Source organism: Chryseobacterium carnipullorum (assembly GCF_900142785.1).
GTDB classification, from domain to species: Bacteria; Bacteroidota; Bacteroidia; order Flavobacteriales; family Weeksellaceae; genus Chryseobacterium; species Chryseobacterium carnipullorum.
This window is the reverse complement of sequence record NZ_FRCD01000017.1, coordinates 1-26,804: the sequence shown is the minus strand read 5'-3', so window position 1 is coordinate 26,804 and position 26,804 is coordinate 1. Positions and strand designations below refer to the sequence as shown.

General features: G+C 38.0%; 21 protein-coding genes and 1 pseudogene. 19 read left to right on the top strand and 3 right to left on the bottom strand.

Translation table 11 applies throughout. The features are described 5' to 3' along the window. Positions 1–54: 54 nt before the first annotated feature. From BUC06_RS17965 to BUC06_RS17955, 3 genes are all read left to right on the top strand, one after another. Entirely contained in the window at positions 55–3,453 is a 3,399-nt protein-coding gene (locus tag BUC06_RS17965; protein WP_073335385.1) for a polysaccharide deacetylase family protein, read from the top strand. A gap of 78 nt (positions 3,454–3,531) precedes the next feature. Continuing rightward, positions 3,532–5,589 carry a M13 family metallopeptidase gene (locus BUC06_RS17960; protein WP_073335384.1) on the top strand — a complete coding sequence of 686 codons (2,058 nt, stop codon included), beginning with the start codon at positions 3,532–3,534 and terminating at the stop codon, positions 5,587–5,589. A 333-nt stretch (positions 5,590–5,922) separates the two neighbouring features. Continuing rightward, the gene (locus BUC06_RS17955) at positions 5,923–8,019 is read left to right on the top strand and encodes a M13 family metallopeptidase (protein ID WP_073335383.1); all 2,097 of its coding nucleotides are present in this window, start codon (positions 5,923–5,925) and stop codon (positions 8,017–8,019) included. Between the two features lie 63 nt (positions 8,020–8,082). Here the strand turns inward: BUC06_RS17955 and BUC06_RS17950 are convergent, their stop codons facing one another. Next, positions 8,083–9,129 (bottom strand): hypothetical protein, encoded by a 1,047-nt coding sequence (locus BUC06_RS17950; protein ID WP_073335382.1) that lies wholly within the window; start codon positions 9,127–9,129, stop codon positions 8,083–8,085. Positions 9,130–9,667: 538 nt separating this feature from the next. Here BUC06_RS17950 and BUC06_RS17945 point away from each other — a divergent pair. The 10 genes from BUC06_RS17945 (at position 9,668) to BUC06_RS17900 (ending at position 18,667) form a co-directional block, all read left to right on the top strand. Next, the gene (locus BUC06_RS17945; RefSeq protein WP_073335473.1) at positions 9,668–10,114 is read left to right on the top strand and encodes a type VI secretion system contractile sheath small subunit; all 447 of its coding nucleotides are present in this window, start codon (positions 9,668–9,670) and stop codon (positions 10,112–10,114) included. A gap of 21 nt (positions 10,115–10,135) precedes the next feature. Then, on the top strand, positions 10,136–11,497 hold the full coding sequence (locus tag BUC06_RS17940; protein ID WP_073335381.1) for a DUF5458 family protein: 1,362 nt from the start codon (positions 10,136–10,138) through the stop codon (positions 11,495–11,497). A 28-nt stretch (positions 11,498–11,525) separates the two neighbouring features. Continuing rightward, complete coding sequence (locus BUC06_RS17935; protein ID WP_139263391.1) at positions 11,526–12,035, top strand: hypothetical protein; 510 nt, start codon at positions 11,526–11,528, stop codon at positions 12,033–12,035. Positions 12,036–12,188: 153 nt separating this feature from the next. Next, on the top strand, positions 12,189–13,223 hold the full coding sequence (locus BUC06_RS17930; RefSeq protein ID WP_073335379.1) for an A/G-specific adenine glycosylase: 1,035 nt from the start codon (positions 12,189–12,191) through the stop codon (positions 13,221–13,223). 44 nt (positions 13,224–13,267) lie between these two features. Then, a complete protein-coding gene (gldD, locus tag BUC06_RS17925; RefSeq protein WP_073335378.1) occupies positions 13,268–13,825 on the top strand; it encodes a gliding motility lipoprotein GldD in 558 nt (185 codons plus the stop codon). A gap of 27 nt (positions 13,826–13,852) precedes the next feature. Continuing rightward, a complete protein-coding gene (locus BUC06_RS17920; protein WP_073335472.1) occupies positions 13,853–14,776 on the top strand; it encodes a PfkB family carbohydrate kinase in 924 nt (307 codons plus the stop codon). A gap of 87 nt (positions 14,777–14,863) precedes the next feature. Further along, positions 14,864–16,228, top strand: coding sequence for a peptidylprolyl isomerase (locus BUC06_RS17915; RefSeq protein WP_073335377.1), 1,365 nt, complete (start codon positions 14,864–14,866; stop codon positions 16,226–16,228). Between the two features lie 94 nt (positions 16,229–16,322). Further along, a complete protein-coding gene (locus BUC06_RS17910; RefSeq protein WP_073335376.1) occupies positions 16,323–16,826 on the top strand; it encodes a hypothetical protein in 504 nt (167 codons plus the stop codon). Positions 16,827–16,936: 110 nt separating this feature from the next. Next, positions 16,937–17,881, top strand: coding sequence for an NAD(P)H-dependent flavin oxidoreductase (locus BUC06_RS17905; protein WP_073335471.1), 945 nt, complete (start codon positions 16,937–16,939; stop codon positions 17,879–17,881). A 15-nt stretch (positions 17,882–17,896) separates the two neighbouring features. Further along, on the top strand, positions 17,897–18,667 hold the full coding sequence (locus BUC06_RS17900; RefSeq protein WP_073335375.1) for an alpha/beta fold hydrolase: 771 nt from the start codon (positions 17,897–17,899) through the stop codon (positions 18,665–18,667). A 593-nt stretch (positions 18,668–19,260) separates the two neighbouring features. Here BUC06_RS17900 and BUC06_RS17895 read toward each other — a convergent pair. Together BUC06_RS17895 and BUC06_RS17890 are read right to left on the bottom strand one after the other, a co-directional pair. Next, a complete protein-coding gene (locus BUC06_RS17895) occupies positions 19,261–19,881 on the bottom strand; it encodes an HD domain-containing protein (protein WP_228423812.1) in 621 nt (206 codons plus the stop codon). A gap of 22 nt (positions 19,882–19,903) precedes the next feature. Continuing rightward, positions 19,904–20,203, bottom strand: a complete 300-nt coding sequence (locus BUC06_RS17890) for a rhodanese-like domain-containing protein (RefSeq protein ID WP_073335374.1) — start codon at positions 20,201–20,203, stop codon at positions 19,904–19,906. A 143-nt stretch (positions 20,204–20,346) separates the two neighbouring features. Between BUC06_RS17890 and queG the strand changes: the two genes are divergently transcribed. The 6 genes and pseudogenes from queG to BUC06_RS17860 form a co-directional block, all read left to right on the top strand. Next, entirely contained in the window at positions 20,347–21,291 is a 945-nt protein-coding gene (gene queG, locus BUC06_RS17885) for a tRNA epoxyqueuosine(34) reductase QueG (protein WP_073335469.1), read from the top strand. Between the two features lie 350 nt (positions 21,292–21,641). After that, entirely contained in the window at positions 21,642–22,325 is a 684-nt protein-coding gene (locus tag BUC06_RS17880) for a TIGR02117 family protein (RefSeq protein WP_073335373.1), read from the top strand. A gap of 6 nt (positions 22,326–22,331) precedes the next feature. Beyond that, positions 22,332–22,979: a murein L,D-transpeptidase catalytic domain-containing protein gene (locus BUC06_RS17875; RefSeq protein ID WP_073335372.1), complete on the top strand. Its 648-nt coding sequence runs from the start codon at positions 22,332–22,334 to the stop codon at positions 22,977–22,979. A 303-nt stretch (positions 22,980–23,282) separates the two neighbouring features. Next, complete coding sequence (locus BUC06_RS17870; protein WP_139263390.1) at positions 23,283–23,534, top strand: hypothetical protein; 252 nt, start codon at positions 23,283–23,285, stop codon at positions 23,532–23,534. A 107-nt stretch (positions 23,535–23,641) separates the two neighbouring features. Next, positions 23,642–24,682 carry an efflux RND transporter periplasmic adaptor subunit gene (locus tag BUC06_RS17865; protein ID WP_228423810.1) on the top strand — a complete coding sequence of 347 codons (1,041 nt, stop codon included), beginning with the start codon at positions 23,642–23,644 and terminating at the stop codon, positions 24,680–24,682. A gap of 24 nt (positions 24,683–24,706) precedes the next feature. Further along, positions 24,707–26,710 (top strand): annotated as a pseudogene (locus BUC06_RS17860) (efflux RND transporter permease subunit); the annotation flags it as partial. Positions 26,711–26,804 lie beyond the last annotated feature (94 nt).

The window sequence follows — 26,804 nt, the reverse complement described above, 5'->3', positions numbered from 1 at the left end:
AAAATGAATGCCCTTTTTCACGCTTTTTGAGATCTCTGTAATAAATTTCATAACGTGAAAGACTCAAAACAGATTTTTCAGACTGATAGTAAAAAACGCTGGAGAAGCGTACAGTGGGGAAGTCGTATTTTTATTTTCGTGGCCGTATTGCTCGTTCTTGCTTTAGGGCTGATGATGAAACTGGAAAAAAGCCCGAAAATTCCATTTAAAGAAGATTATAAAGCAGTAATTACCGCCAGTAAGCCTTATCTTCAGGAAAATAAAATATCCAAAGAATATAAAGGTTTCAGAAGTTTTATTTCTGAAAAAACAATGCATACCAGTCTGGCTAAAATCCAGCAGGCAAGAGCCGAAAGGCTCAAAAACCAAAACAGAAACTGGTCCCAGTTTCCGGGTGGAATACGCTCGGCATTCTACGTAGCCTGGGACCCACAGTCACTGATGTCTCTGAAAAGAAATATCAGACACATCAACCTCGTTTTTCCCGAATGGTTTTTTCTCGATCCTAAAACAGGAGACTTAAAGACCAACATCGATCCTGAAGGCTACAAAATCATTAAAAGAACCGGAGTCGCAGCAATGCCTATTTTAAGTAATAATTCTGATCGTGAATTCCGTTCTGAAGGTCTTGGGAAAGTCCTGAAAGATCCTCAAAGAAGAACAAACCTTATCCAGAAACTTACCCGGCAATGTCAGAAATTCCATTTTAAAGGAATCAACATTGACTTTGAAGATATGAACCTGGATTCTGATGAATATCTTATCGTCTTCATGAAGGAACTTTCAGAAACTTTCAAACAGAACAAACTGCTGGTTACCATGGATATTATGACGGATAATGATGACTATAATATCCAAAAACTCAATCCTTATGTAGATTACTTCATCCTGATGGCCTATGATGAATATGCCGCAGACAGTGATTCGGGGCCCGTTTCTTCACAAAAATGGGTTGAAGCACAGACTGAAAAAATCCTGAAAAAAACATCTCCTGAAAAAATAATTCTGGGATTGGGTGCCTACGGATATGACTGGAGTACCAATAAAGATGACAATACCTCCGTTACTTATATGCAGGCTATTACAAAAGCCAGCGCGAGTAAAGCAGTTATTAATTTTGATGATAATACATTCAATTTAAATTACTCCTACACAGATTCTAAAAACAATACCCACACGGTATTCTTCAACGATGCAGCTTCCATTTTCAATACCATGCGTTTCTCCTCTGAATATCCTTTGGCAGGAACTGCAGTTTGGAGATTGGGTAGTGAAGACAGCAGAATCTGGAATTTCTATGATAAAGATCTCTCATCCGCCGGTCTTCCTACGTTTAATTTAAAAACTTTAGAAAACGTAAAAGGGCAGACCATGGTAGACTACATCGGAGACGGAGAAATACTGGATGTTCTGAATACTCCTCATGACGGAAAAATTGCCCTGGAAATAGATCCGAAAGAGAAAATAATCACAGACGAAAACTATATCACCTATCCAAGTTCTTACGAAGTGAAAAAATATGGAGAAGCACCCCAGAAAGAGCTGGTCCTGACCTTTGATGACGGTCCGGATGAGACCTATACTCCGCAAATTCTCGACATTCTGTCAAAATATCATGTACCCGCCGCATTTTTTCTTGTAGGACTTAATGCCGAAAGAAATCTTCCATTGGTTAAAAGGATATACCGTGAAGGTCATGAGATCGGCAACCATACCTTTACCCACGAAAACGTAGCGAAAGTAAGTCCCGAAAGAGCACTGCTTGAAATGAAACTCACAAGACTGCTTATTGAATGTGTAACAGGTCACAGTACCATTCTGTTCAGAGCACCTTATAACGCAGACTCCGAACCTACCACTTCTGAAGAGATCATTCCTGTAGCACTCGCAAGACAGCAAAATTATCTTGATATCGGAGAAAGCATTGATCCAGAAGACTGGCAGCCGGGAATAAAATCAGATGAAATCATTAAGCGCGTACTGGCAGGGATCAAACAGGAACGGGGAAATATTATTCTTCTGCACGATGCCGGAGGAGATACCAGAGAAGAGACTGTTAAAGCCCTTAAAATTTTAATTCCGATGCTTCAGAAACAAGGTTATCATTTTACCAACCTTTCCAGCATTCTGCATAAAAACAAAAATGTACTGATGCCGGAAGTTCCTAAAACTAGATCATATTATGTGATGCAGCTCAATTTGGTTCTGGCTACAGCCATCTATGGATTAAGTCATTTTCTGGTGGCACTTTTTACCCTCTTTATTGGCTTAGGTCTTATTAGATTGATGTTCATGATGTATTGGGCTTTTAAAGAAAGAAAAAGAGAAAAGTTGCTGGGCGATTTTCCTGCTTTTGAAAACTATCCGAAAGTATCCATCATTGTTCCTGCTTATAATGAAGAAGTGAATATTATTTCTTCCCTGAATAATTTATTGAAACAAACTTATCCGAATTACGATATCATTATGGTGGATGATGGAAGTAAAGATTCAACGTATGAAAAAGCAAATGAAGCATTCTCAAACCATCCGAAAATGAAAATTTTCACCAAATCAAATGGTGGAAAAGCAACCGCCCTGAACTTCGGAATTTCCCAAACTGATGCGGAATATGTAGTCTGCATTGATGCGGATACCCAACTTCAACAGGATGCGGTAAAATATCTGATTGCAAGATTTTTAAACTCAGATCCTGAGGAAAAGATAGCCGCCGTTGCAGGTAATGTAAAGGTAGGAAACACGGTAAACTGGCTCACCAGATGGCAATCGATAGAATATACTACCAGTCAGAATTTCGACAGGTTGGCTTATGCTCATATCAATGCTATTACAGTGATTCCGGGGGCAATCGGAGCATTTAAAAAATCCGTGATCACTCAAGCGGGAGGCTATTCTTCCGATACGCTGGCAGAAGACTGTGACATTACAGTAAAGATTTTAAAAGCCGGATATACCGTTGCTAATGAAAACAGAGCTGTTGCAGTAACTGAAGCGCCTGAAAGCGTAAAACAATTTTTAAAACAACGATTCCGCTGGACCTATGGGATTATGCAGATGTTCTGGAAACAACGTCAGACCTTCCTCAATCCGAAATACAAAGGACTTGGACTTTGGGCGATGCCGAATATTTTACTGTTTCAATATATTATTCCTTTCTTTTCACCTTTGGCGGATGTGATTATGTTCTTTGGAATTTTATCAGGAAATGGCGGAAAAATATTAACGTATTACCTGATCTTCCTTCTGGTAGATGCTTCCCTGGCACTGGCGGCATTTATTATGCAGCGGGAAAAACTAACGGGCTTGCTCTATGTGATTCCGCAACGTTTCGGATACCGGTGGTTGATGTATATCGTGTTATTCAGAAGTTTAAGAAAAGCTTTGAAAGGGGAAATGCAGGCATGGGGATTTTTAAAAAGAACCGGAAATGTAAAAGAGATGGCAACTTCCTGATATTTGTTTAAATTTGTTATTTATAAAAAGTAACAAATCATAAAAAAAAGAGACCTATACTATAAATTTGCTATCATAATGAAAAAACTAACGCTTTCTTTGTTTTTATTGGCAGGTGTTTGTTCACTTAATACCGTGAACGGACAGTCTAAAGCCGTGAAAACAGCAGTTAACAGCACCGATAAAGGCTTAGATATGAGCCTTATGGATACTTCTGTACGTCCGCAGGATGATTTTTATAACTACGTAAGTGGAACTTGGATGAAAACAGCCAAAATTCCATCCGATAAGCCAACTTGGGGTAGTTTCAACAAACTGGCTGAAGATACAGACAACAACTCCATGACTATTTTGAACTCTCTTCTGAAAGATAAATTTGCAGACGGAAGTGAAGGGAAAAAAATTCAGGATCTGTATGCTTCTTACATGAATATGGAGAAGAGAAATGCAGATGGGATCAAACCTATTCAGGCTAACCTGAATAAAATTGATGCGATTAAAAATCTTGCCGACCTTCAGAACTATTTGGTTTCTGTAACGAAAGACGGAGAAAATACGTTATACGGATGGGGTGTGGATGCAGATCTTAAAGACTCTAAAATGAATGCCGTTTACTTAGGAGATGCTTCTTTAGGTTTAGGAAGAGACTACTATCAGAAGGTCAACGAAAAAAATACAGAAGCTATTGCTGAATATCAGAAATATGTAGCCTCTATGTTGACTGAGTTAGGGTATAAAAATGCTGATGCAGCGGCAAAAGGAATCGTAGACTACGAAAAAAGCATTGCACAGACTTATCTTACCAACGAGCAGAGCCGTGATAACACGCTTCAGTACAACCCACGAACAATGGCTGAGCTTTCAACACTGGTAAAAGGGGTTGATATTCCTGCTTATCTTAAAAAAGTAGGGGTCAATACAGATAAAGTAATCATTGGAGAAATCGGTTATTACAAAAACTTTGATAAATTAGTCAATGCTCAGAATCTTCCTGTCATTAAGGATTATTTAAAATTCCACATGATTCACGGAAGTGCTTCTTACTTAAGTGAGAAACTGGGGAATATGAGATTTGGTTTCTATGGTAAATATTTAAGAGGCCAGCAGGAGCAGAGAGCATTGAACAAAAGAGGCTTTGAGCTTATCAATGGTTCTCTTGGTGAGGCTTTCGGTAAATTATACGTTGAAAAATACTTCCCGGCTGAAGCAAAAGCTCAGATGGTGGAATTGATCGACTATTTAAAGAAAAGTTTCGCTGTTCACATCAACAACTTAGCATGGATGTCTTCTACAACGAAAGAAAAAGCAATGACTAAACTGAACAAGTTTACTGTAAAAGTTGCTTATCCGGACAAGTGGAAAGACTATTCAAAATTAGAGATCATTCCTGAAGCTAAAGGTGGAACTTTATACAAAAACCTTCAGAACATCAGCGAATGGCAGTACAATAAAGATTTAGCAAAAATTGGAAAAGCTGTTGATAAGACAGAATGGGGAATGACGCCACAAACGGTTAATGCTTATTATAACCCGGTAAACAACGAAATCGTGTTCCCGGCTGCCATCCTTCAGCCTCCTTTCTTCAATCCTAAAGCTGATGCTGCCGTGAATTTCGGAGGAATCGGAGCCGTTATCGGTCATGAAATGAGCCACGGATTTGATGATTCAGGTGCTCAGTTTGACGCAGACGGAAACCTGGTAGACTGGTGGACGCCGGAAGATAAAGCCAACTTCGAGAAAGCAACAAAAGCTCTTGCCGCTCAGTATGACAAATACGAGCCGGTAAAAGGAACGTTCGTAAACGGTACTTTTACCAATGGTGAAAATATCGCTGACTTGGGTGGAGTAAACATTGCTTACGATGCCCTTCAGATGTACCTGAAAGATAAAGGAAATCCAGGAAAAATCAGTGGATTCTCTCAGGATCAGAGATTCTTCTTAAGCTGGGCAACCGTTTGGAGAACTTTATCAAGTGAGAAATATATGGTGAATCAGGTTAAAACTGACCCGCATTCTCCGGGATACTTCAGAAGTTTTGGTCCATTGATCAACGTTGACGCATTCTATAAAGCATTCGATGTGAAAAAAGGAGACAAACTATACAAAACACCGGAAGAAAGAATTAAAATCTGGTAAAAATAACAGGCCGCTCAGCAATGAGCGGTTTTTGTTTTTTAGGTAGGAGGTGATAGGTGTTGGGAGTTATAGATTAGGATCGGAAGAACGATAATTGTAATAACAACTTCCATCATTTCCCTTTTCCGGAGAGTTGGCGAAAATTCAAAGAATTTTTGCCCGGGTTGTTTCCCCATAAATCTCAACTTCGTTTATATTTCCAAAAGATATCCTATAAACTTTAAATTTTTAATCAAATCATCAATTTCCCACTTCATATATCAATTATCATTAATCACATATTGTTAAAGTTTGTATATTTGGTAAGTTTGTATACAATCAAAATTTTTTTTAATGAAAAAGCTAAATATTGGAATACTTGCCCTTTCCGGCATTGTATTTTTAAACTCATGCGGAACGGCTAAAACTGCTGGTACAGAAACCAAATCTGAAACTACGGCTGTCGTTGCAGAACCTATGAAAGAAGAAGCAAAAGAAGAGGGAATCAATTTATCGTATATGGATAAAAGCGTTCGCCCGCAGGATGACTTTTTTAGCTATGTGAATGGAAATTGGGTGAAAACTACTCAGATCCCTTCAGATAAAGCTAGCTGGGGTTCTTTCAATGCGTTGAGAGAAAATGTGGATGATGCTTCGTTGGATATTTTGAATAAAATTTTATCCGAAAATTATGCTGAAGGCTCAGAAGGGCAGAAGATCCAGAATCTGTACGCATCTTTCATGGATGTAAACAAAAGAAACGCAGAAGGGCTGGCTCCTATCAAAGGAGATCTTGCAAAAATTGATGCCATCAAAAACCTTAATGACCTGCAGAAATACCTTCTTGAAGCAACAAAATTAGGCGACAATTCATTCTACGGATGGAGAGTAAGCGCAGATATGAAGAATTCTAAAATGAATGCAGTATATCTTGGTGGTCCTGATCTTGGATTAGGAAGAGATTACTATCAGAAAGTCAATGAAGCCAACACCAAAACTTTGGCAGAATACCAGACTTATGTAGGGAAGCTGTTCGGAGTTTTAGGAAATAAAAATGCAGGACAGGCTGCACAGAATGTAGTGACCTTTGAAAAGCAACTGGCTAATTATCTGTTGACTCTTGAGCAAAACAGAGATGCCAACTTGCGATACAATCCAAAGAATGTAACTGAACTTTCAGGACTCGTTAAAAATGTCAATCTGGCAAAATATCTTAAGGAGGCAGGCGTAAATACAGATAAAGTAATTATCGGCGAACTGAAATATTACCAGAATATGGATCAGTTCATCACTGAAAAGAACCTTCCGCTTCTGAAAGATTACCTGAAATATCATTTAATTAATGGCAACGCCAGCAACCTGAATGACAGTCTGGAGCAGATCAGATTTGATTTCTATTCAAAATACCTTCAGGGTCAGAAAGAGCAGCGTCCTATGGACAAAAGAGGACTAGCTCTTGTAAACGGAGTTCTTGGGGAAGCTTTCGGTAAATTATATGTTGAAAAATATTTCACACCTGAAGCAAAAGCTCAGATGGAGACCTATATTGACTACATCTTAAAATCATTCAAAACCCACATCAATGATATGGACTGGATGTCTCCGGCTACTAAAGTGAAAGCTCAGGAAAAACTGTCTAAATTCACCGTAAAGATCGCTTATCCTGACAAATGGAAAGATTATACCCAATTAAAAGTGGAATCTCCAAAACAGGGGGCAACGTTGTATTCCAATCTTCAGAACGTATCTGCATGGCAGTATCAGAGAAGCCTAGATAAAGTAGGAAAACCGGTAGACAAAACAGAATGGGGAATGTCTCCACAGACTGTGAACGCGTATTACAGCGGATCAAATAATGAGATTGTTTTCCCAGCAGCTATCCTTCAACCCCCTTTCTATAACCCTAAAGCAGATGCAGCGGTCAACTTCGGAGGGATCGGAGCGGTTATCGGTCACGAGATCTCTCACGGATTTGATGACAGTGGTTCCCGTTTTGACGGTGATGGAAACCTTAACAACTGGTGGACAGACGAAGATCGTAAGAACTTCGACGCTAAAGTAGGACAGCTGGCAGCTCAGTACAGCGCTTATGAACCGGTAAAAGGAAGTTTTGTCAACGGTAAATTTACAAGCGGTGAAAACATCGGTGACCTTGGTGGAGTAGCAGTGGCTTATGATGCTCTTCAGATGTACTTAAAAGATAAAGGAAATCCGGGGAAAATCAGTGGATTCACTCAGGATCAGAGATTCTTTATGAGCTGGGCTACGGTATGGAGAACAAAAGCTACCGACCAGTATATGATCAACCAGGTGAAGACAGATCCACACTCTCCGGGAGTGTTCAGGGCATTTGGTCCACTGGTAAATCAGGATGCCTTCAACAAAGCATTCGATATCAAGCCTGGTGACAAAATGTACAAAGCGCCTCAGGACAGAATAAAAATTTGGTAGAACAACCAAAAATTGTTAGAAAAGAAAGAATCCGTCTCCATTCAATGGAGATGGATTCTCCTTTTAATAGGATTTCTTATAATTCCGGAGAACAAACTTGATTCCGGTTTCTATAATGTCTCCCATGGTTTTACAATACTTGAAATTGACATCGTAAGTGAGTTTTTGTAAAGCTGTTTTCAGCTCTGTAACATGGGCTTCCGGTGCAATATTTTCTTTTTTCATAATAGAAATGAGCTCATCGAATCTGTTTTGGCTGCTGGTCACTCTTTTTACAATCTGTGAGCGTACTTCTTTACGATACTGTTCTATAGAATTAGGCTTCAGTTTTTCTAATACCATACTTACCATTGGGCTGTTTTCTTTGAAATACTGGGGAAGATATACTTTCAGATTCCCTTCATAACTCTGCTGATCAAAATCGATGGGACGTATTCTGTAAATAACCTGATCAAAATCGTGTATGGGAATGATAACATAATTGTAGGAGCGCATGTCACCCAGCAGCCCAATGAGACAACGTTCATTGAATTTTACAAATTCCTTGGAAATTTGTGCCTTTTCCGATTCTGTGCAATTCAATAGATGTTTCTTGATAAAAACATCTCCCGGAATTCCCAAGATATGCTCTTCTATCAAAGTGTTTTTGTAAATTAAAAAGTTGATTCGGTTGGGAGAAAGCAGGTCTTCTATCTCCAATCCGTAGATCCGTGAAGCATCGGCCTGTTTAATGTAAAAATTGGTATAATTGTCGTTCAGAATATTTCTCACCCGAATTCGAAAAGGTTTAGAGTTTCCGAACGTACAAAAGTCGATCGTATCCACTTTCAGATAAGGTAAAGTAGCCTCATCTCCGTCAGAATGCAGAAGGGTATAAATCTTATTTAAATTAGCTTCTATTTCTTTAAACTCATATTCAGAATACAATACACCAAGCCACAAAGTATCTTTGCCCTCCTTATCCAGAATATTGACACTGTCACTGAATCTCAGCAGGTCCTCGTACAGAAACTGAATCTTGGTCGTTCGGTTATGTTTTTCCAAATACAACTCTAATGCTTCTGAAACGGGATATATTGGTTTTCTAAAAGCGATCTTTACATCTTTCATGACTCTGTTTACTTTACTTAAAATATAAAATGAGTTCGGGGTAAGATCTGTTTATTTTAATGATGGTCATGAAGTTTTACTTGGATCTGAACACTCATGCTATCCTTGTCAAGATTCTGAACCTTGACAAGGATAATTAATAACTCCCATTCTCCTTTTTCCAGTTTTACCATCTAAATTTTATTATCCCGGAATCAGGTTAAATATAAAGAATATTTTTTCTTCTCCTCATAGGAATTCTTATTTTAACAGGTGTTTGATGTTTTTTAATCAATGCAAAATGCACCAGGATTTTATTTTATCACGCTATGGTTGATTTTATTTATTTTTTCATAGTTTAGTGATATCGTAAAGTCATGATTTTACGTTATATATATAATGGGTTAAATTAAATAATTCAAGAAAAATCTTGACAAAATTTTGTATGTTACAGTTTTTTTTTAAATTTAAACATTGGATTGGTAATTTATTTGATTCATCGGTAAATTACTCAAAGACAGATCCAAACCAAAATCAACAATCTCAAAATAACAATAATATGGCAATGTTTAATTATGGTGTTGGCGGCAACGAGGTAAAAGTAGACGCTAATGAAGCTATTCAGGAAATACAGGAGAACAAATCGCTGATAGTGAGCCAGCTTACTACCGAAGAATCTTATACCCCTGAAATCATCACAGGATTAAAGTCAGTGGATGATGTCTTCAGACATTTTCAGCCTTCTGTAGCCGTACAGCACGAAACAGAAGATGGAGGTGTAATAGAAGAAGAATTCCGTTTTCAAAATCTTGCAGACTTCACTCCTAAAAATCTTACTCAGAAATCAGACTATTTACAACAGCTTAGTATGGAGCAGGAGCAGTACAATAAAATCGTACGTCAGCTGAAAACCAATAAAATTCTGCGTAATATGCTTGAGAACGATCAGACCAGAGCTGCGTTTATCGAAGTATTGAAAGATGTGGCACAAGAACTTGAAAAATAATCATTTACACTAAATCAAATCATGGATAGCAAATTACAGGCACAAGAAAGCCAACAGCAGGGTCAGCAGCAACACTCAGGGCAGCCGAAAGGCAACCCGCTTGCAGAGCTTAATAAAATGGGAGGTTTTGGCTTTGTTGAATCCGTTGTAGACGGCATCGCCAATATGAACCCTACCAGAAAAGCAAGGAAAGAAATTTTTCTTACTGATAGCAATAAAACAGATGAAAGAAAAGAACTTCTTCAAAAAATAAACCTTTGGGTAAGTCTTTTGGAAGGAAATGAATCTGCAGATAAAATGGCGGATACCTGCAAAACTAAAGCGCAGGCAGCCGATCAGAATTTAAAAACCAATCTAAAAAATACACTTGACGCAGTACGTTTGTTGGAAACCAACTACAGAACCGTAGCCCAATTCTACAAAAACACAGAATTGGATAAAGTAGACAACGTAAGCATTGTCAATGCAAGTCTGGAACAGGTTTCAGATCTTGATAACCCTTTATTCATCGATGCTATTTCCGAAGAATTCAAGAATTATTATGATCGTCTGGATCTTAGAGACAACTATTCTATCCTGGCGATCCCCGGATATTTAGGGTCCAACAAAGTCATTGAAAAGTGGGCAAAGATCTGTAACGAGAACAAAGTAATGATGGTCACCGATTTCGCCAACCTTGATAAGCCGGATGACGTAGTAGACTTATTCCACTCGGCTAACCTTACAGGAGGTGAGCTACACAGAAGTAACGTGATTATGACGTGTAACTGGCTTGTAGGAAGAGGAAGAGCCGAAGAAGTAGGAGAAGAAGAAAACGTAGAACTTCCACCTTCCACTTCATTGGCAGGAAAAATCCACAAAACCCTGATGTCTCAGGTAGCAGCAGGTAAAAAACATGGGAATATCAACGAAGTAGATGCCGTAAAATTCGAATTGAAGAAAAGTGAAATTTCTCAGTTGGAAAAAATGGGTCTTGTGCCGATGGTGAACGAGTACGGAAAGATCATGGCATTCTCTGCCAAAACATTGTTTACAGGAGATAATATCGGTCTTCAGACCTATTCAGTAGTACGTGTATTCGACTATGTGACTAAGGTTTTACTGGATTTCCTGAACAGAAGAGCTTTCGAAAACTGGAATGCCAAGAATGAAGATGATCTGAGAAGACAGATCGTAACATTCCTTGATAACATCAAAGGTCCGGATAAATTGATTGAAAAGTTCAAAATCGTTCGTTTCGAGCAGGACAGAGTCAATAAAGACAGAGTATGGCTTGATATCCGTATGACCCCTTATTTCCCTACAAAAAGTTTCGTTATTAAATTAGACGGGCACAAAGGAGATGATGGTAACGAATGGGATGCACAATACACTCAGGAATAATAAGAACCTAATTTTAAATAACAAACCGATGCATTTTTACATCGGTTTTTTACTGCCAATTCATATGAAAATTAATGTGATCAAAAAAAGTCTAAGCTTTTTCCTGCCGGTATTCCTGCTGATTGTATTATCAGGATGTGAAAAAAAATATGAAGCGCCGGATCATTATGCAGTGGATCTCTTTAAAGACGAGCGTACAGAAGGAAAAGCCTACATCATGAACGAAGAAGAATGCTTTGACGCCAGTGAGCTGGTTATCGCAAGTGGAAATGTAAAGCTGACCGACAGTTCAAACGGAAGAGGAAAAACGTTTTTTCTCTACAAAGTAAAATCTGGAAAGATCATGAAAACAATAAGAGACTCAGTCGTAGACTATCCATTCATGTTCCTTTCTGATCAAAGACTTAAGCTTAAAAATGACTCCATCTATCTTTATCTGAAAAAACTTGAAGGATACCGTTTTATTGCCGCAGAAAGAAACCTTAAATATCAGTGGCTGAAAGCAGCTCCGGTATACTCCGTTAAAAAGGATAAATAATTTTATCTTTGCAGGAGGGAAATTAACATCTGCTACATTTCCGTTGCAAGTCAGTTACTAATATAAACTTCTTATGTTGGACGAAGTCGAAGCATGATAAAAAATAGTGATCGTTAAGAATTCCCTCAAAATCATTTAAACAGACTAAGGTTGTTGGAAATAGATAATAAAAGTTCGGATTTTCTCCATATTGGATATAAATTGTTGAACTGGTACGGAAAAAATGCAAGAGATCTGCCTTTCAGACAGACAAAAGACCCTTATAAGATATGGATCTGCGAAATTGTTTTTCAGCAGACCAGGATCAGTCAGGGACTGAATCATTATAATAATTTCATTAAAAGATTTCCGGACGTCAGAACTCTGGCTGGTGCTGAAGAAAATGAAGTACTGCTTTATTGGAAAGGACTTGGGTATTATTCACGGGCCATTAATATCCATAAAGCTTCACAACAGATCATGAATGATTACCACGGCGTTTTCCCTGCTGATTATGAAGAAATTTTAAAATTAAAAGGTGTTGGGAAGTATACTGCTGCTGCAGTCTCAAGCATCTGCTTTGGAGGTAGAATGCCGGCGGTTGATGGGAATTTTTACAGAGTTTTAAGCCGTATTTTTGCAGATGATTTTGATATTTCCAGCTCACGCGCATTTTCCTATTTTTCTCAATTGGCCGCATTGGTCATGCCGGAAAATGTAGGCGATTTTAATCAGGCCATGATGGATCTTGGCTCAGAAATCTGTAAACCTAAAAATCCACTTTGTGGCGAATGTCCCGTTAATGATGACTGCCTTGCCTTTTCTCTTGATAGAATATCGGATTATCCCGTAAAAACAAAAAAGGTGAAAGCACAGGATCTCGCGTTGAAATACTATTTCGTCCACAGAAACGGAAAGTTTTTGATCCGGCAAAGGAAAGATGACTTCATCTGGAAAAAATTATTCGAGTTTCCGGATACTATTTCAGAAGATCTGGAGCCCTTCATCAGGAATGTAAAAACGGTTATCCACAAACTTACCCACAAGAATCTGACCATTGAAATTTCAAACGTTGAGGTGGATTCAGAAGTCGTTTGGGGCCGTTTCATAGCACAAAATCATTACCTCATTACAGACTTTGAAGACTCTCACGATAAATCTTTTCCCAAGCCTTTGGAAAACTACATTCAAAACGCACTGAAAGACTGAAATTTGTCTCCCAAAATCTAAAATCTAATTTGTACTTTTGCAAAATGATAAAAAACGTCATTTTTATTTTCGTGTCACTGCTTTTAATTTCGTGTGGAAAAGATCATGTTCCAAAACCGTATGGTGAACTCCGTCTGGAATATCCGGAGCCGAAATATCAGAAGTTTGAAAATAACTGTGCCTATACCTTTGAATATTCAGATTTTGCATCCATTAGTGATGCTAAAAGGCCGTGCTGGTACTACATCAACTACCCGAAAATGAAAGCAAAGCTTTTTGTAACCTATTACCCAATACAGAATGATTTTGCAGACCATATCAAAGAAACTGAGAAAATGGTCTATGAACATACCGTAAAAGCAAGTTCCATAGATACCAAGTCATTCGAATACCCTGATAAAAAAGTATACGGGAATTTCTATGAATTGAAGGGACAGACTGCTTCCAATCTTCAATTTTACATTACAGACAGTACGAAACATTTCGTGACTGCTTATTTATACTTTAATACAAGACCGAAACCGGATTCTTTGGCCCCGGCAGTAAACTATATCAAAAATGATATGAAACATCTGCTGGACACTTTTGAATGGAAAAAATAATTGACTTTAAAATACATTGAAAAATATATGAAACTTTTAGTTGTAGGAAGCGTTGCATTTGATGCGATCGAAACACCATTTGGTAAAACGGATAAAATTTTAGGAGGTGCAGCCACTTATATTGGTATCACTTCATCTATTTTAGGGGTTAAATCCGGTATTGTTTCTGTTGTTGGAGGAGATTTCCCACAGGAGCACCTTGATATGTTCACAGACAGAGATATTAATATTGAAGGAATTGAGATCGTAAAAGAAGGAAAAACATTTTTCTGGTCTGGGAAATATCATAACGATTTGAATACCAGAGATACTTTGGCTACTGAAGTGAATGTTTTAGAAAATTTTGATCCGAAAATTCCAGATTCTATGCAGGATGCAGAAATCCTTCTGCTTGGAAACCTACACCCTGGCGTTCAGTTATCCGTATTGGAAAAGATGAACAACCGTCCTAAATTGGTTATCCTGGATACCATGAATTTCTGGATGGATTCAGCTTGGGATATTTTAATGGATATGATCGCTAAAACAGACGTTATTACGATCAATGATGAAGAGGCAAGACAGCTTTCAGGAGAATATTCTCTCGTAAAAGCAGCTAAAAAGATCCACACCATGGGTCCGGACTATGTGATCATCAAAAAAGGAGAGCATGGAGCATTACTTTTCCACGACAATAAAGTATTTGCGATCCCTGCGCTTCCACTGGAAGAAGTTTTCGATCCTACCGGAGCCGGAGATACTTTTGCCGGAGGTTTTGCAGCGTATCTTGCTAAAAAAGGCAAGGTTGATTTCGAAACCATGAAGTCTGCTTTGATCGTAGGTTCTGCGATGGCTTCTTTCACCGTTGAGAAATTCGGAACTGAAAGAATACAGGAGGTAAAAGAATCTGATATGTTCGACAGATTGAGACAATTCAAAGAATTAACCACATTCGATATCGAACTGCAATAAATAAGTCTTTTTAAGAAATATTTATAATAAAAAATTTAGACTAATTCGTTAAGAATTCTAAATTTGCAACTTGTTTAAAATAGTAAAATGACAAATAAACTAAAAATCACTTTTCTTCTTGGGATTTTCATGATGATATTCTCTTCAAACATGAATGCTCAGCTAAAACCAGGAGAGTTAGTGGATGGTATTGCTGCTGTTATCGGTGATGAAATTGTTTTGGAATCAGATGTGAATGAGCAGATGAACTATGCCAAACAGCAGGGAGCCTCTGAAACTGACAAATGTGAGTTCCTTGAAAACCTGATCAGCAACAAACTTCTTGTATACGAAGCCAAAAAAGATACATTGATTGAAAACCGTTCTGCGGCCATTAAGGAGCAGGCCAATGCGAAATACCGTCAGTTGCTTTCTCAATTCCCGGACGAAAAAACAATGCTTACCGCATATAAATTCAGAAACGGATTTGAAATGAAAAACGCGATCGAAAAGATCGATATAGACCAGTATTACGGACAGGCAAAATATCAGCGTATCACTGAAAAGGCAGATGTAACGCCGAACGAGGTGACAGACTTTTATAACCTGTATAAAATGCAGCTTCCGCAGGTAAAAGATGAAATTTCTTTAGCTCAGATCATGATGTATCCGAAGCTCACCGAAGCTCACAAGGAAGATATCATTAAAAGACTAAAGAAAATCAAGCAGGATATTGCAGGCGGAGAAACTTTCGAAAGCCAGGCAAGGATTTATTCTGAAGATGAAGGATCTGCAGCGAACGGAGGTCTGTATAAAAACATCTACAAAGGACAAATGGTGAAGCCATTTGAAGCCGCGGCTCTAAACCTTCAGGAAAATGAAATCTCAGATCCAATTGAATCTGAATTCGGATATCATATTATACAGCTGATCAAGAAATCAGGTAAAGTATATGATGCAAGACACATCCTGTTAAAAGCGACCCCTACAGATGACGAAATAAAAACGGCAAAAGTAAAACTAGACAGTATCAAAGGTCTTATCGTGGCCGGGAAGATCACATTTAAAGATGCTGCTTTTAAATTTTCAGATGATAAGAAGACCAAGTTCAATGCAGGAATTATTGCGGGAGCAGACGGTTCTGATAAAATTGAAAGAGAAAGTATTCCTGGATCTATCAGCTATGAATTGGCAGGTCTGAACAAAGGAGATATTACCGCTGCTTTCGAAGATGAAGACAATAAAAGAAAAGTGGTTAAGATCATCAAGCAGGAAGATGTGATTCCTGCACACCAGATTACAATGGAGACAGATTATAACAGAATCAAGCAGATGGCGCTTAACAAAAAGCGTAATGAAATGATTGAGAAGTTTGTCAACTCAAAACTACCGACAACCTTTATATCGATTGACGGACGTTATGATAACTGTAACTTCAAAGCCAACTGGAAAAAAGAATCAATCAAAAAATAAATACAAAAACCTTCAGAATTTCTGAAGGTTTTTTTGTGGTATGCAGATTCGTTTTCTGAAAAATTCTATATTTAGATAATAAAATCATAAAGCAATGGATGAACACTTTTATCAAAAGGAATTTCAGAAAGCTGTTGACACCATTTCGGCAAAAGACTTTGATGATGCCGGACTTCATCTTTCTGTCAACCTCATTCTTGAATCCGTTGCATTAAAAATATATAAGCCAGAATGGGCCAGTAATGAACAATCTCCTTTGAATGCTCCAGGCAGAATCTTTTTTTCGGTATGGGTGAGTGAAAAATCAATTAAAGAAGGGAAGCTATATTACAATATCCATGCATTAAAATTAAGAGCGCTGAAAGCCTATACAATCCCGGCAAGAAGTTTCGCTGAAGAATTTAGAATTCGTTTTGAAGAGGACAGAGAAAAATGGGACAATGTCAGCGTAAAATACGGACCGTTGACCTTAATGGAAGGCTGGGTTGTATTAAGATCTGATCATCTCCCGGATGACCTCCGGAAGCTGGCTCATCAATTTTTGACCATAAGCCCTGTCATAGATGAAGTACTCAATAAGTACCGCTTAAAGCCATAACTAATATCAAATAATTTCCCCCAATTTTTAATGACTGAAAACCATTGTTTTTAGTATTTTTACGCATGAGCAATTTTATAGATTTCAATTCAGCAAAAAAACTTCACGAAATGAAGACCGGTCAAAATAGAATTACAGAGCTTTTTAATATACAATATCCTATTATTCAGGCCGGAATGATCTGGCATTCAGGTTGGAAATTAGCTTCAGCGGTTTCTAATTGCGGAGGATTGGGAATTATAGGGGCAGGAAGTATGTACCCTGATATCCTCAGAGAAAATATCCAAAAATGTAAAATGGCTACCAATAAGCCTTTTGGCGTGAATGTACCTATGCTATATCCTAATCTTGAAGAGATCATCCAGATTATTCTCGAAGAAGAAGTAAAGATTGTTTTTACCTCTGCAGGAAATCCTAAGACTTATACAGAAACACTTCAAAAAGAAGGAATAAAAGTGGCCCACGTAGTTTCGTCTACCAAATTTGCCGTTAAATGTGAAGAAGCCGGAGTAGATGCCATCGTCGCAGAAGGCTTTGAAGCCGGCGGACACAACGGGCGAGATGAGACCACAACTTTCTGTCTGATCCCGAATGTAAAAAATCATATTTCTAAACCCTTAATCGCTGCAGGAGGAATTGCGCTCGGCTCACAGATGAAGGCTGCTATGATTTTAGGAGCTGATGGAGTACAGATCGGTTCAAGATTCGCTGCAACCGTTGAAGCAAGTGCCCACGAAAACTGGAAAAAGAAAATTACAGAACTGAATGAAGGAGATACTCATCTTACTTTAAAAGAACTGGCCCCCGTAAGGATGGTTAAAAATAAATTCTTTAGCGAACTGGAAGACATCTACCAGTCCGGAAGAGATAAAGATGCTTTGATCGCTTCATTGGGACGAGCCAGAGCAAAACGCGGAATGTTTGAAGGAGATATGGAAGATGGCGAGCTTGAAATAGGTCAGGTTTCGGCTTTGATTAATGATATTCTTCCGGTAGAAACTGTTTTCAGGAATTTACTGAAGGAATTTGAAGAAGCGAATGCGCCGGTATTGTAACAGAAGTTTGGATAAATGGAAGAGAGAATACTGGAAGTAAGAGGTCAGAAACTTTATACAGCATATCATCATTCATGTGAGGGAAAACCTGTTATTGTTTTTCTACACGATTCCTTAGGTTGTACTCAACTTTGGAGAGATTTTCCTGCAAAACTCTCACAAGCTACCCACTGCAATATCCTGGTATATGACAGATTAGGCTATGGAAAATCAGATCCGATGCTTACCCATGAGAGACCAGTCAATTATATGGAATTGGAAGCCGATCTGTTGAATGATCTGCTTGCGGAACTTCATATTAATAATGCTATTCTATTCGGGCACAGTGATGGCGGAACGATTGCCTTGATCACCGCGGCTAAATATCCGGAAACAGTAAAAGCGGTTATCTGTGAAGCAGGACATATCTTTGTAGAAGAAGTGACGCTGAAAGGAGTTTATGACGCCTGGGATGAATATAAAACAACCAATCTTCCCGAACGTCTGCAAAAATACCACGGTGACAAGGTAGAAATGCTCTTCAAAGCATGGACAGAAACCTGGACCCGAGAAGATTACAGAAGCTGGAATATTGAATACCTCTTAAAAAATATTCAATGCCCTTTACTGTTCATTCAGGGAGAAGCTGATGAATACGGAACATTGGAACAGGTTGAAAAAACAGTAAATCAGGTAGCCGGGACTTCAGAAAAATATATAATTCCCGGAACAGGACATACACCACACAAAGAAGTTCCGGAAATAGTTCTCAATAAAGCAGCAGCATTTATAAAACAGAATAGCTGATAAAACAATACTTACAATACGAAGCATCTTGATTGAACAAGGTGCTTTTTTATTCAAAATCAACTTGTTCTGGTGTGTACAGATTTAAAGATAAGTCACCATTTTGTACAGAAGTTACATATTATTAAAATAATCACATCAATTTTCAAGCGTATTGAATGGAGATTTTACCAGGCTTATTATTCTTATTTGTATAGATTTTAATGAAAATAAAAAAATAGATAATTTGTGTTCAAAATAAAATATAAATCTGTTTCCTTAAATTTTTTAAAATATTTAAGTGTCTTTCAGAGAGGAATAAACCTTTACTATCATTGCCTTTAACAGTATTTTTCGATGCTTAAATTACATAATACATGCAAATAAAATCACTTTATGGTGATATTTAAATGTCTATTTTTGAAATGTCAAATGGTGATGCAGATGATTCTAAAAACAAAAATGATGAAAAAAATATCTTAAAAACGTACGAATGTTTTTCAATTCATCCTGGGTGTTAGAATGTGAAATAGTTGTGTTAGAAATGGTTTGTGTTTGAATGGATGTTTTGATGGAGATGTGGCGTTTGCTGCATCTCTTTTTTTATATGATATTCACAGAATCTTAAGTTCTTCTGCCATATTTTTTTTGGACTTAAGCTCATATTTTCCCCTGAATTCATCTGTTTTAAAAACACTTTCGAGCTCCAGAAAATGTTTTAGCACTTTTTTTCTTCCGGGTTTATAAAGCAGATCCGGATAAATGAAATATTCTTTTCTTATTTTCCGGGTATAATCCAGATAGACCTCCGGATCTTTTCCCAAAATAGAAAGGTCAGCATCCAAAAGATAATTTGTGTCTGTATCTTCAGCCTTTTGATGTGTTTTTGTAGCGATAATCTGAGTGGTAATTTTTGAAATAAGATCTTGAGGCAAACCCAGATTTCCAAGTCTTGATTCAGCATACGACGCGCTTTTCTCTTCATTTGATTTTGAAGAGGCATTGTAAATAATATCATGATAAAACACAGCGAAAGAAACAGCAGTGAAGTTTTTAATACGATCTTTTACAGAATCCAGCTCTCTGAACATATTTTCCAGATGCAAAAGGTCATGATAATGCCGGCTTTTTTCAGAATATTTTGTCTCAATTTCATGCCAAAAGTGATTGATAAGACTTTCATCTTTTGAAAAAGGAAGGCATAGCTGTATGAAATTTTCTTTCAGATCCATCATAAATAAGATAAAAAAAGGAACTTTAAAAAGTTCCTTGATTTGATTCCAATACTGCTTTAAGCTCAGCCCAGCCTCCGCCGTTATAACCGTCTTTCAAGCCTTGTCCGTTAAGATATTCCAATGCTTTTCCACTTCTGTTTCCACTTCTGCAGAATAAGATGACCGGTTTTTCAACAGATAAGATCTCGTCTTTTCTGTCTTCTACTTCACCAAGAGGAATGTTTTTAGCTCCATCTATATTTCCGTCCATTTCAAGCTCCATTGGCTCGCGGACATCGATCAATTCATAGTTTCCAGATTGTATTACTTCTATTAAAGACATAACTGTTTAATTTTAGATTAAAAAATAAGAACGAAAATACGCAATTTTTTCCTTAAAAAGCTCCTAAAAATTTACCTTTATCCACTCCTGAATTCAAAAGAGAAAGATTGGTAAATTAATCTTAATTTTGCAAGGTGAAAATTCTGAATTCCAGTGCCGAAAAATATTCCCAACTCATCAAGTCCAAAGCAGAACGTTTTGGGTTTCAGAGCTGTGGTATTTCCAAAGCTGAGTTTTTAGAAGAAGATGCCCCCAATCTTGAAAAATGGCTTAAAAATAATTTTCATGGTGAAATGAAGTACATGGAAAACCATTTTGATAAAAGATTAGATCCAAGACTGCTTGTCGAAGGCTCAAGGTCTGTTATTTCACTTTCCTATAACTACTTTCCAAAAGAAAAAATTTCAGCATTAGAGAATTATAAAATCTCCAAATATGCCTATGCAGAAGACTATCATGAAGTGGTAAAAGAAATTCTTCGCGAAATGGTTTCAGAACTTCAGGACGAAATTGGAGCATTCGGATTCCGGGTCTTTGTAGATTCAGCGCCCGTTATGGAAAGAAGCTGGGCCAGAAAGTCAGGAATAGGATGGGTAGGGAAAAATGCCAATCTTATCACCAGACAAAACGGTTCCTTCTACTTTTTGGCAGAAATCATTTGTGATCTTGAGCTGGTTCCCGATCATGCGACAACAGATCATTGCGGAACCTGCAGGAAATGTATCGATGCATGTCCTACAGATGCCATTGTTTCAGAAAAAATTATTGATGGAAGCCGTTGTATCTCTTACGCGACCATAGAACTTAAAAACGAAATTCCGGACCACTTCAAAGACAAAATGGAAGACTGGATGTTTGGCTGTGATATCTGTCAGGATGTATGTCCGTGGAACAGATTTGCGGCCCCCAACAAACAGAGCAGATTTGCTCCCAATGAATCGTTGAAAAATTTCAAAAAAGAAGAATGGAAAGAAATTACTCAGGAAATATTTTCTGAGATCTTTAGGAAATCTCCGGTGAAGAGAACAAAATTTGCTGGTCTGAAGCGGAATATTGAATTTTTGGAAGGCTCTTCAGGTAAAATCTAGCGCAATTTTTTGGTGACGAATCCTTATCTGGAATTTTTGAGTTCCAAAACTTGGTGGTTAACTGGCCGTCCCTTAAGCCATACGTCTTAAGGAGGATAAGATTGAATTCAGTAAGAATCTTTTGAAAACTTTTCCTAAAAAGAAAAATTGACTTTCATGAGACAAAATCCCACAGAAAATCAACGTTTTTTTTGTACTCTTTTAGGAGCAATTTTCACTCTTACTTTAAATCTTTTTTGTGATTTTACATTTTTACGCATATTTGTGAATATTTCGTAATTAAATTTAATCATTTTTTCGATTAAAACAAATACTTTTACGGAAAATTGAAGATTAAATTGTATTAAAATATGACTGCGAAAATTGTATTAGGATATATCCTCAAAACCATAGGAGTTATTTTAGGAATTGTAGTGTTCTACATTATTTTAGGCCTTGTGCTTCCACTCATAGAAGTTTCTGCAGAGGACGACGGGCAACCGAAAGATATTCCCATCTATATTTATACAAACGGTGTGCATACCGACATCGTAATGCCCGTAAAAAATGATCTTCAGGATTGGGGGGCAAAAGTTCCGTTTTCCAATACCCAATCTAAAAGGACAGATTACAACTATATAGGAATAGGCTGGGGCGATAAAGGTTTTTATCTTGATACTCCCACATGGGCGGATCTAAAGGCTTCCACTGCTTTAAAAGCGGCATTCTGGCTCAGCGATTCTGCGATGCATTGCACTTATTACAAAACCATGAAAGAAGGGGAAGACTGCAAAATGATCATGATCAGCAGAGACCAGTACAAAAATCTCGTCAAATTTGTGGAAGATAAATTCGACAGAGATCAGAACGGAAATTTTATTGTGATTCCTACCAACGCTGTTTATGATGTCAACGATGCTTTTTATGATGCCAAGGGAACCTACAGTTTCCTTTATACCTGTAATACATGGGCCAATGATGCTCTCAAGGCGGCAGGACAGAAAGCGGCATTATGGACCCCTTCTGACTTCGGGATTTTCAGACATTACAAATAATTTTCAATGAAGATAGTTGCAGTAATTCTTGCTATTCATCTTATATTTTCCTGTAATAAAAAGCCCGACGAAATTAAGACGGCTCCCGAAAGTTCTGTGGCAAAAGAAGAAAGAAGACCCGAAATACCCGTTTCTGAAATGGCAGATAAGGCAGAAAAAGCTTTGCAATTCTGCATTTCAAAAAAACTCAGTACAGATTTTTGTATTCTCATCGACATGAGTCTTCATTCAGGAATTAAACGATTTTTTGTATGGGATTTTAAAACGAAGTCTGTTTCTAAAATGTATCTCGTAGGACATGGCTGTGGAATAAACCCATGGAGTAGTGATGGTTCTAAAAGCAACCCGAAGTTCAGCAACGAAGACGGAAGTCATCTTTCATCTTTAGGAAAATATAAGCTGCAGGGAAGAGGTCAAAGTGAGTGGGGAATTCATATTAAGTATCTCATGCATGGTCTGGAAGAAACAAACAGCAATGCATTGAAAAGATATATTGTTTTTCATTCATGGGATCGGATGAGTGACGACGAAGTTTTTCCGAAGGGTTCTCCTGAAGGTTGGGGCTGTCCCACCGTTTCCAATAAGGCGATGAAAGAAATTGATCCTATGATTCAAAAAGCAGGGAAACCGGTTCTCATGTGGATTTATCAATAACTATCTTCAATTAAAATATTACAGAGTTTTATAAAAATATTCCATTAAAATAAATCTAAAAAAGAATTGGGTCTTTGAATTGTTTCAAAGACCTTTATTTTTTAATGATATAAAACATTATTTAAGTTTTTTTAACATTCACAATACCACAGAACCCACCTAAAATTCATAGTTTCGCGGAACTATCGTTTTTACTATAAAACCAAAGCTTTTCTTATTGACATGGCAGGTGTAAGATCACTTATCTTTTTTTATTTCATATTGGTTTTTACCCTTTTCAATTCGAAATGGGCAGAAAAATCAATGGGAAATATTCCCTGTGTACCGACAATAGGGAATATCCATATTCTGGATTTTTATGAGGAAGCAGACATGAACACTCATGCGCTGCCTTCTCTATCGAAAATCATAAAACATTCAGTCCGAAAAGATGAGGTAGCAACTGGAGATTTCTCGGGAATTCTTAAGATTACCTCCAGAATCAGTCTTCCTGATATCGCGATTTCCATTATCTGCGGCGTAAAGTCCTTTCTCCATCTTTTTCAGTTGTATTAATTTAAGTTATTGAAAACCAGTTTATTTTAACGAATTTTTTATAACTTAAATACTTTAAGATGTATTCTAAAAACGTAATAATTTGCATTTTTGCAATATTATTCGCTGTGTCATGCAGTAAAAACAACAAAAAAAACAAAGCGAACGAAAGAGAAGTTCCTGTACTTGAAATCAAAGAAAAAGATACACTTGTCAACAACCAGTTTGTCACCGATATTCAGGCAAAGAAAAATGTTGATATCCGTTCCCGGATCGGTGGAATCATTCAGCATATCTATGTGAATGAAGGGCAGTTTGTCCACCAGGGCCAGACCCTTTTCAAGATCAATGATGCAGAACTCCGGATGGAACTTCTAAAAGCAGATGCTACTTTAAAACAGACTGATGCCGACGTACGCGTGGCAGAAGTAGAATTGAAACAGATCCAGAGTCTCCACGCCAAAAAGTTTGTCGCAAATAATGAACTTGAAATGGTAAAGGCTAAACTTTCATCAGCGAAAGCAAAACACGCTTTTGCAGATGCAGAAAGAAAAACAGTGCTGCAAAAGATCAGTTTTACAAGAGTAACAGCTCCTTTTGACGGTGTTATCGACGTTATTCCTCATAAAGAAGGAAGCCTTGTAGAAAACGGAACCCTGCTCACCACTTTATCCCAGCTAAATGAAGTCTATGCCTATTTTTCTATTCCTGAAAACCTGTATTTCGAACTTCTTGCCAATGATAAGATCGGAAATCACCAGAAAATAGAACTTACCCTTCCCAATGGAGTCAATTATGAATTCAATGGAGCCTTGAAGACCGCCGAAGGAGAAATCGACAGAACTACTGGTTCTATCCGGTATAAAGTACTGTTCCCGAACCCTGACCGCCTGATTAAACATGGTACTTCTGGAAAACTTATTATTTCCGAGCATCAGGCCAATGCGATATTGATTCCTCAGAAATCAACATTCTCTATCCAGGACAAGACCTATGTTTTCGTTGTCGATAAAAATAACAAAGTGAAAATGACCAGTATTAAGATCGGGACGACCCTAAGAGATTCTTATGTGGTAGAGGGTGGTCTTAAAAAAGGAGATGTAATCATTTATGAAGGGACGCAGTCTTTGAAGGATGGTGATATGATCAAAATTAAAAAGAAGTATTAACCTTTCATCTTTAAATCAACTGACATGGTAGAAATGTTTATAAGACGAAAGGTGCTTTCGTTGGTGATTTCCATTGTATTTGTATTGCTGGGAATTATGGCATTAATGAAAATGCCCATCACCCAGTTTCCCGATATCGTACCGCCTTCTGTCACCGTGACCGCAAAATATACCGGAGCCAATGCTGAAGTTTCAGCCAACGCTGTTGCTCTTCCTTTGGAACGGGCCATCAACGGTGTTCCCGGAATGACGTATATGTCCACGGTGACTTCCAACGATGGACTTACCTTAATTCAGGTATTTTTCGAGGTGGGAACAGATCCTGATGTGGCCGCAGTGAACGTCCAGAACAGAGTGACAACCATCCTTGATGAACTTCCCGAGGAAGTAATCAGAGCCGGAGTCACCACTGAAAAGGAGGTGAACAGTATGCTGATGTATCTGAATATTACCAGTGCAGATCCCAGCCAGGACGAGCAGTTCATCTATAACTTTACAGATATTAATGTACTCCAGGAATTGAAACGTATCGATGGAGTAGGACGTGCCGAGATCATGGGCCAGAAAGAATATTCCATGAGAATCTGGCTGGATCCGCAGAAAATGGCCGCATACAGTATTTCGGCTGATGAGGTGATCAGTTCTCTGCAGAAACAGAATATTTCAGCTGCACCGGGAAAAGTAGGAGAGACGTCCGGAAAAACGTCCAGTCAATTACAGTATGTGATCAAATATAAAGGTAAATTCTTTGAGCCCAAACAGTATGAAGAAGTTCCCATCAGATCAGACGTGAACGGAACCATCCTGAAACTTAAAGATATAGCAAAGGTTGAATTTGGTGCCATGAATTACGGAATGGTTTCCAAGACAGACGGAAGACCTTCAGCGTCTATTATGATGAAGCAAAGACCGGGCTCCAATGCATCCGAAGTCATTGAAAGTGTAAAGGCAAAAATGGAAGAATTAAAAGTCACTTCGTTTCCTCCCGGAATGGAGTATAATATGGCGTATGACGTTTCCAGATTCCTGGATGCTTCTATCAGTGCGGTATTGATGACTCTTATCGAGGCATTTATTCTTGTAGGAATTGTCGTGTTTATTTTCCTTCAGGACTGGCGTTCTACGCTGATTCCTGTGCTGGCTGTACCGGTAGCATTAATAGGAACCTTTGCTTTCATGAATATGCTGGATTTTTCAGTGAATTTATTAACCCTCTTTGCTCTTGTTCTCGCCATTGGAATTGTTGTGGATAATGCGATTGTCGTCGTGGAAGCCGTCCATGTGAAAATGGAACAGGGCATGGAACCTCTGGAAGCCACAATCAGTGCGACAAAAGAAATTGCAGGCGCGGTGGTAGCTATTACCATTGTGATGTCTGCTGTATTTATTCCTGTAGCTTTTCTGGATGGGCCTGTAGGAGTGATTTACAGACAGTTTTCATTGACACTGGCTATAAGCATCGTCATCTCTGGAGTAAATGCCCTCACCCTGACTCCGGCACTTTGTGCTATTATTTTAAAACCTCATAACCACAAGAAAAAGAAAACTGTGGTTGACCGGTTTTTTCAAAGTTTCAACAGAGGTTTTGAAAAACTGACCGAAAGGTATGTTGGTATTTTATCAAAATTTGCTACCAGAACAGTAGTCACATTTGGTATTCTGTTTTTATTTATTATACTGACTGTTGTTACCAGTAGATTTCTTCCCACCGGATTTATCCCGATGGAAGATCAGGGAATGGTTTACGTCAGCGTTACAACCCCTCAGGGCGCCACTGTTGAAAGAACAGAAAAAGTACTGGATGAGGTCACTGGTATTGCAAAGAAAATAGAAGGGGTAGAAAATGTGACCACACTTGCGGGATACAGTATTGTGACAGAAATTGCTGGTTCTTCCTACGGTATGGCTATGATCAATCTGAAAGACTGGAAAGAAAGGAATATTTCAGTCAATGAACTGATTGCTGATCTATCCGAAAAAACGAAGAGCGTTGCAGATGCACAGATCGAAATTTTCGCTCCGCCTACATGGACTGCCCCCAAAAAGTTAGACACTTTTTAGGGGCATTTTTTATGTATAGAAAAGAAAAATTTAGCGTTGCTTTCAAATTAGAATGTATTAA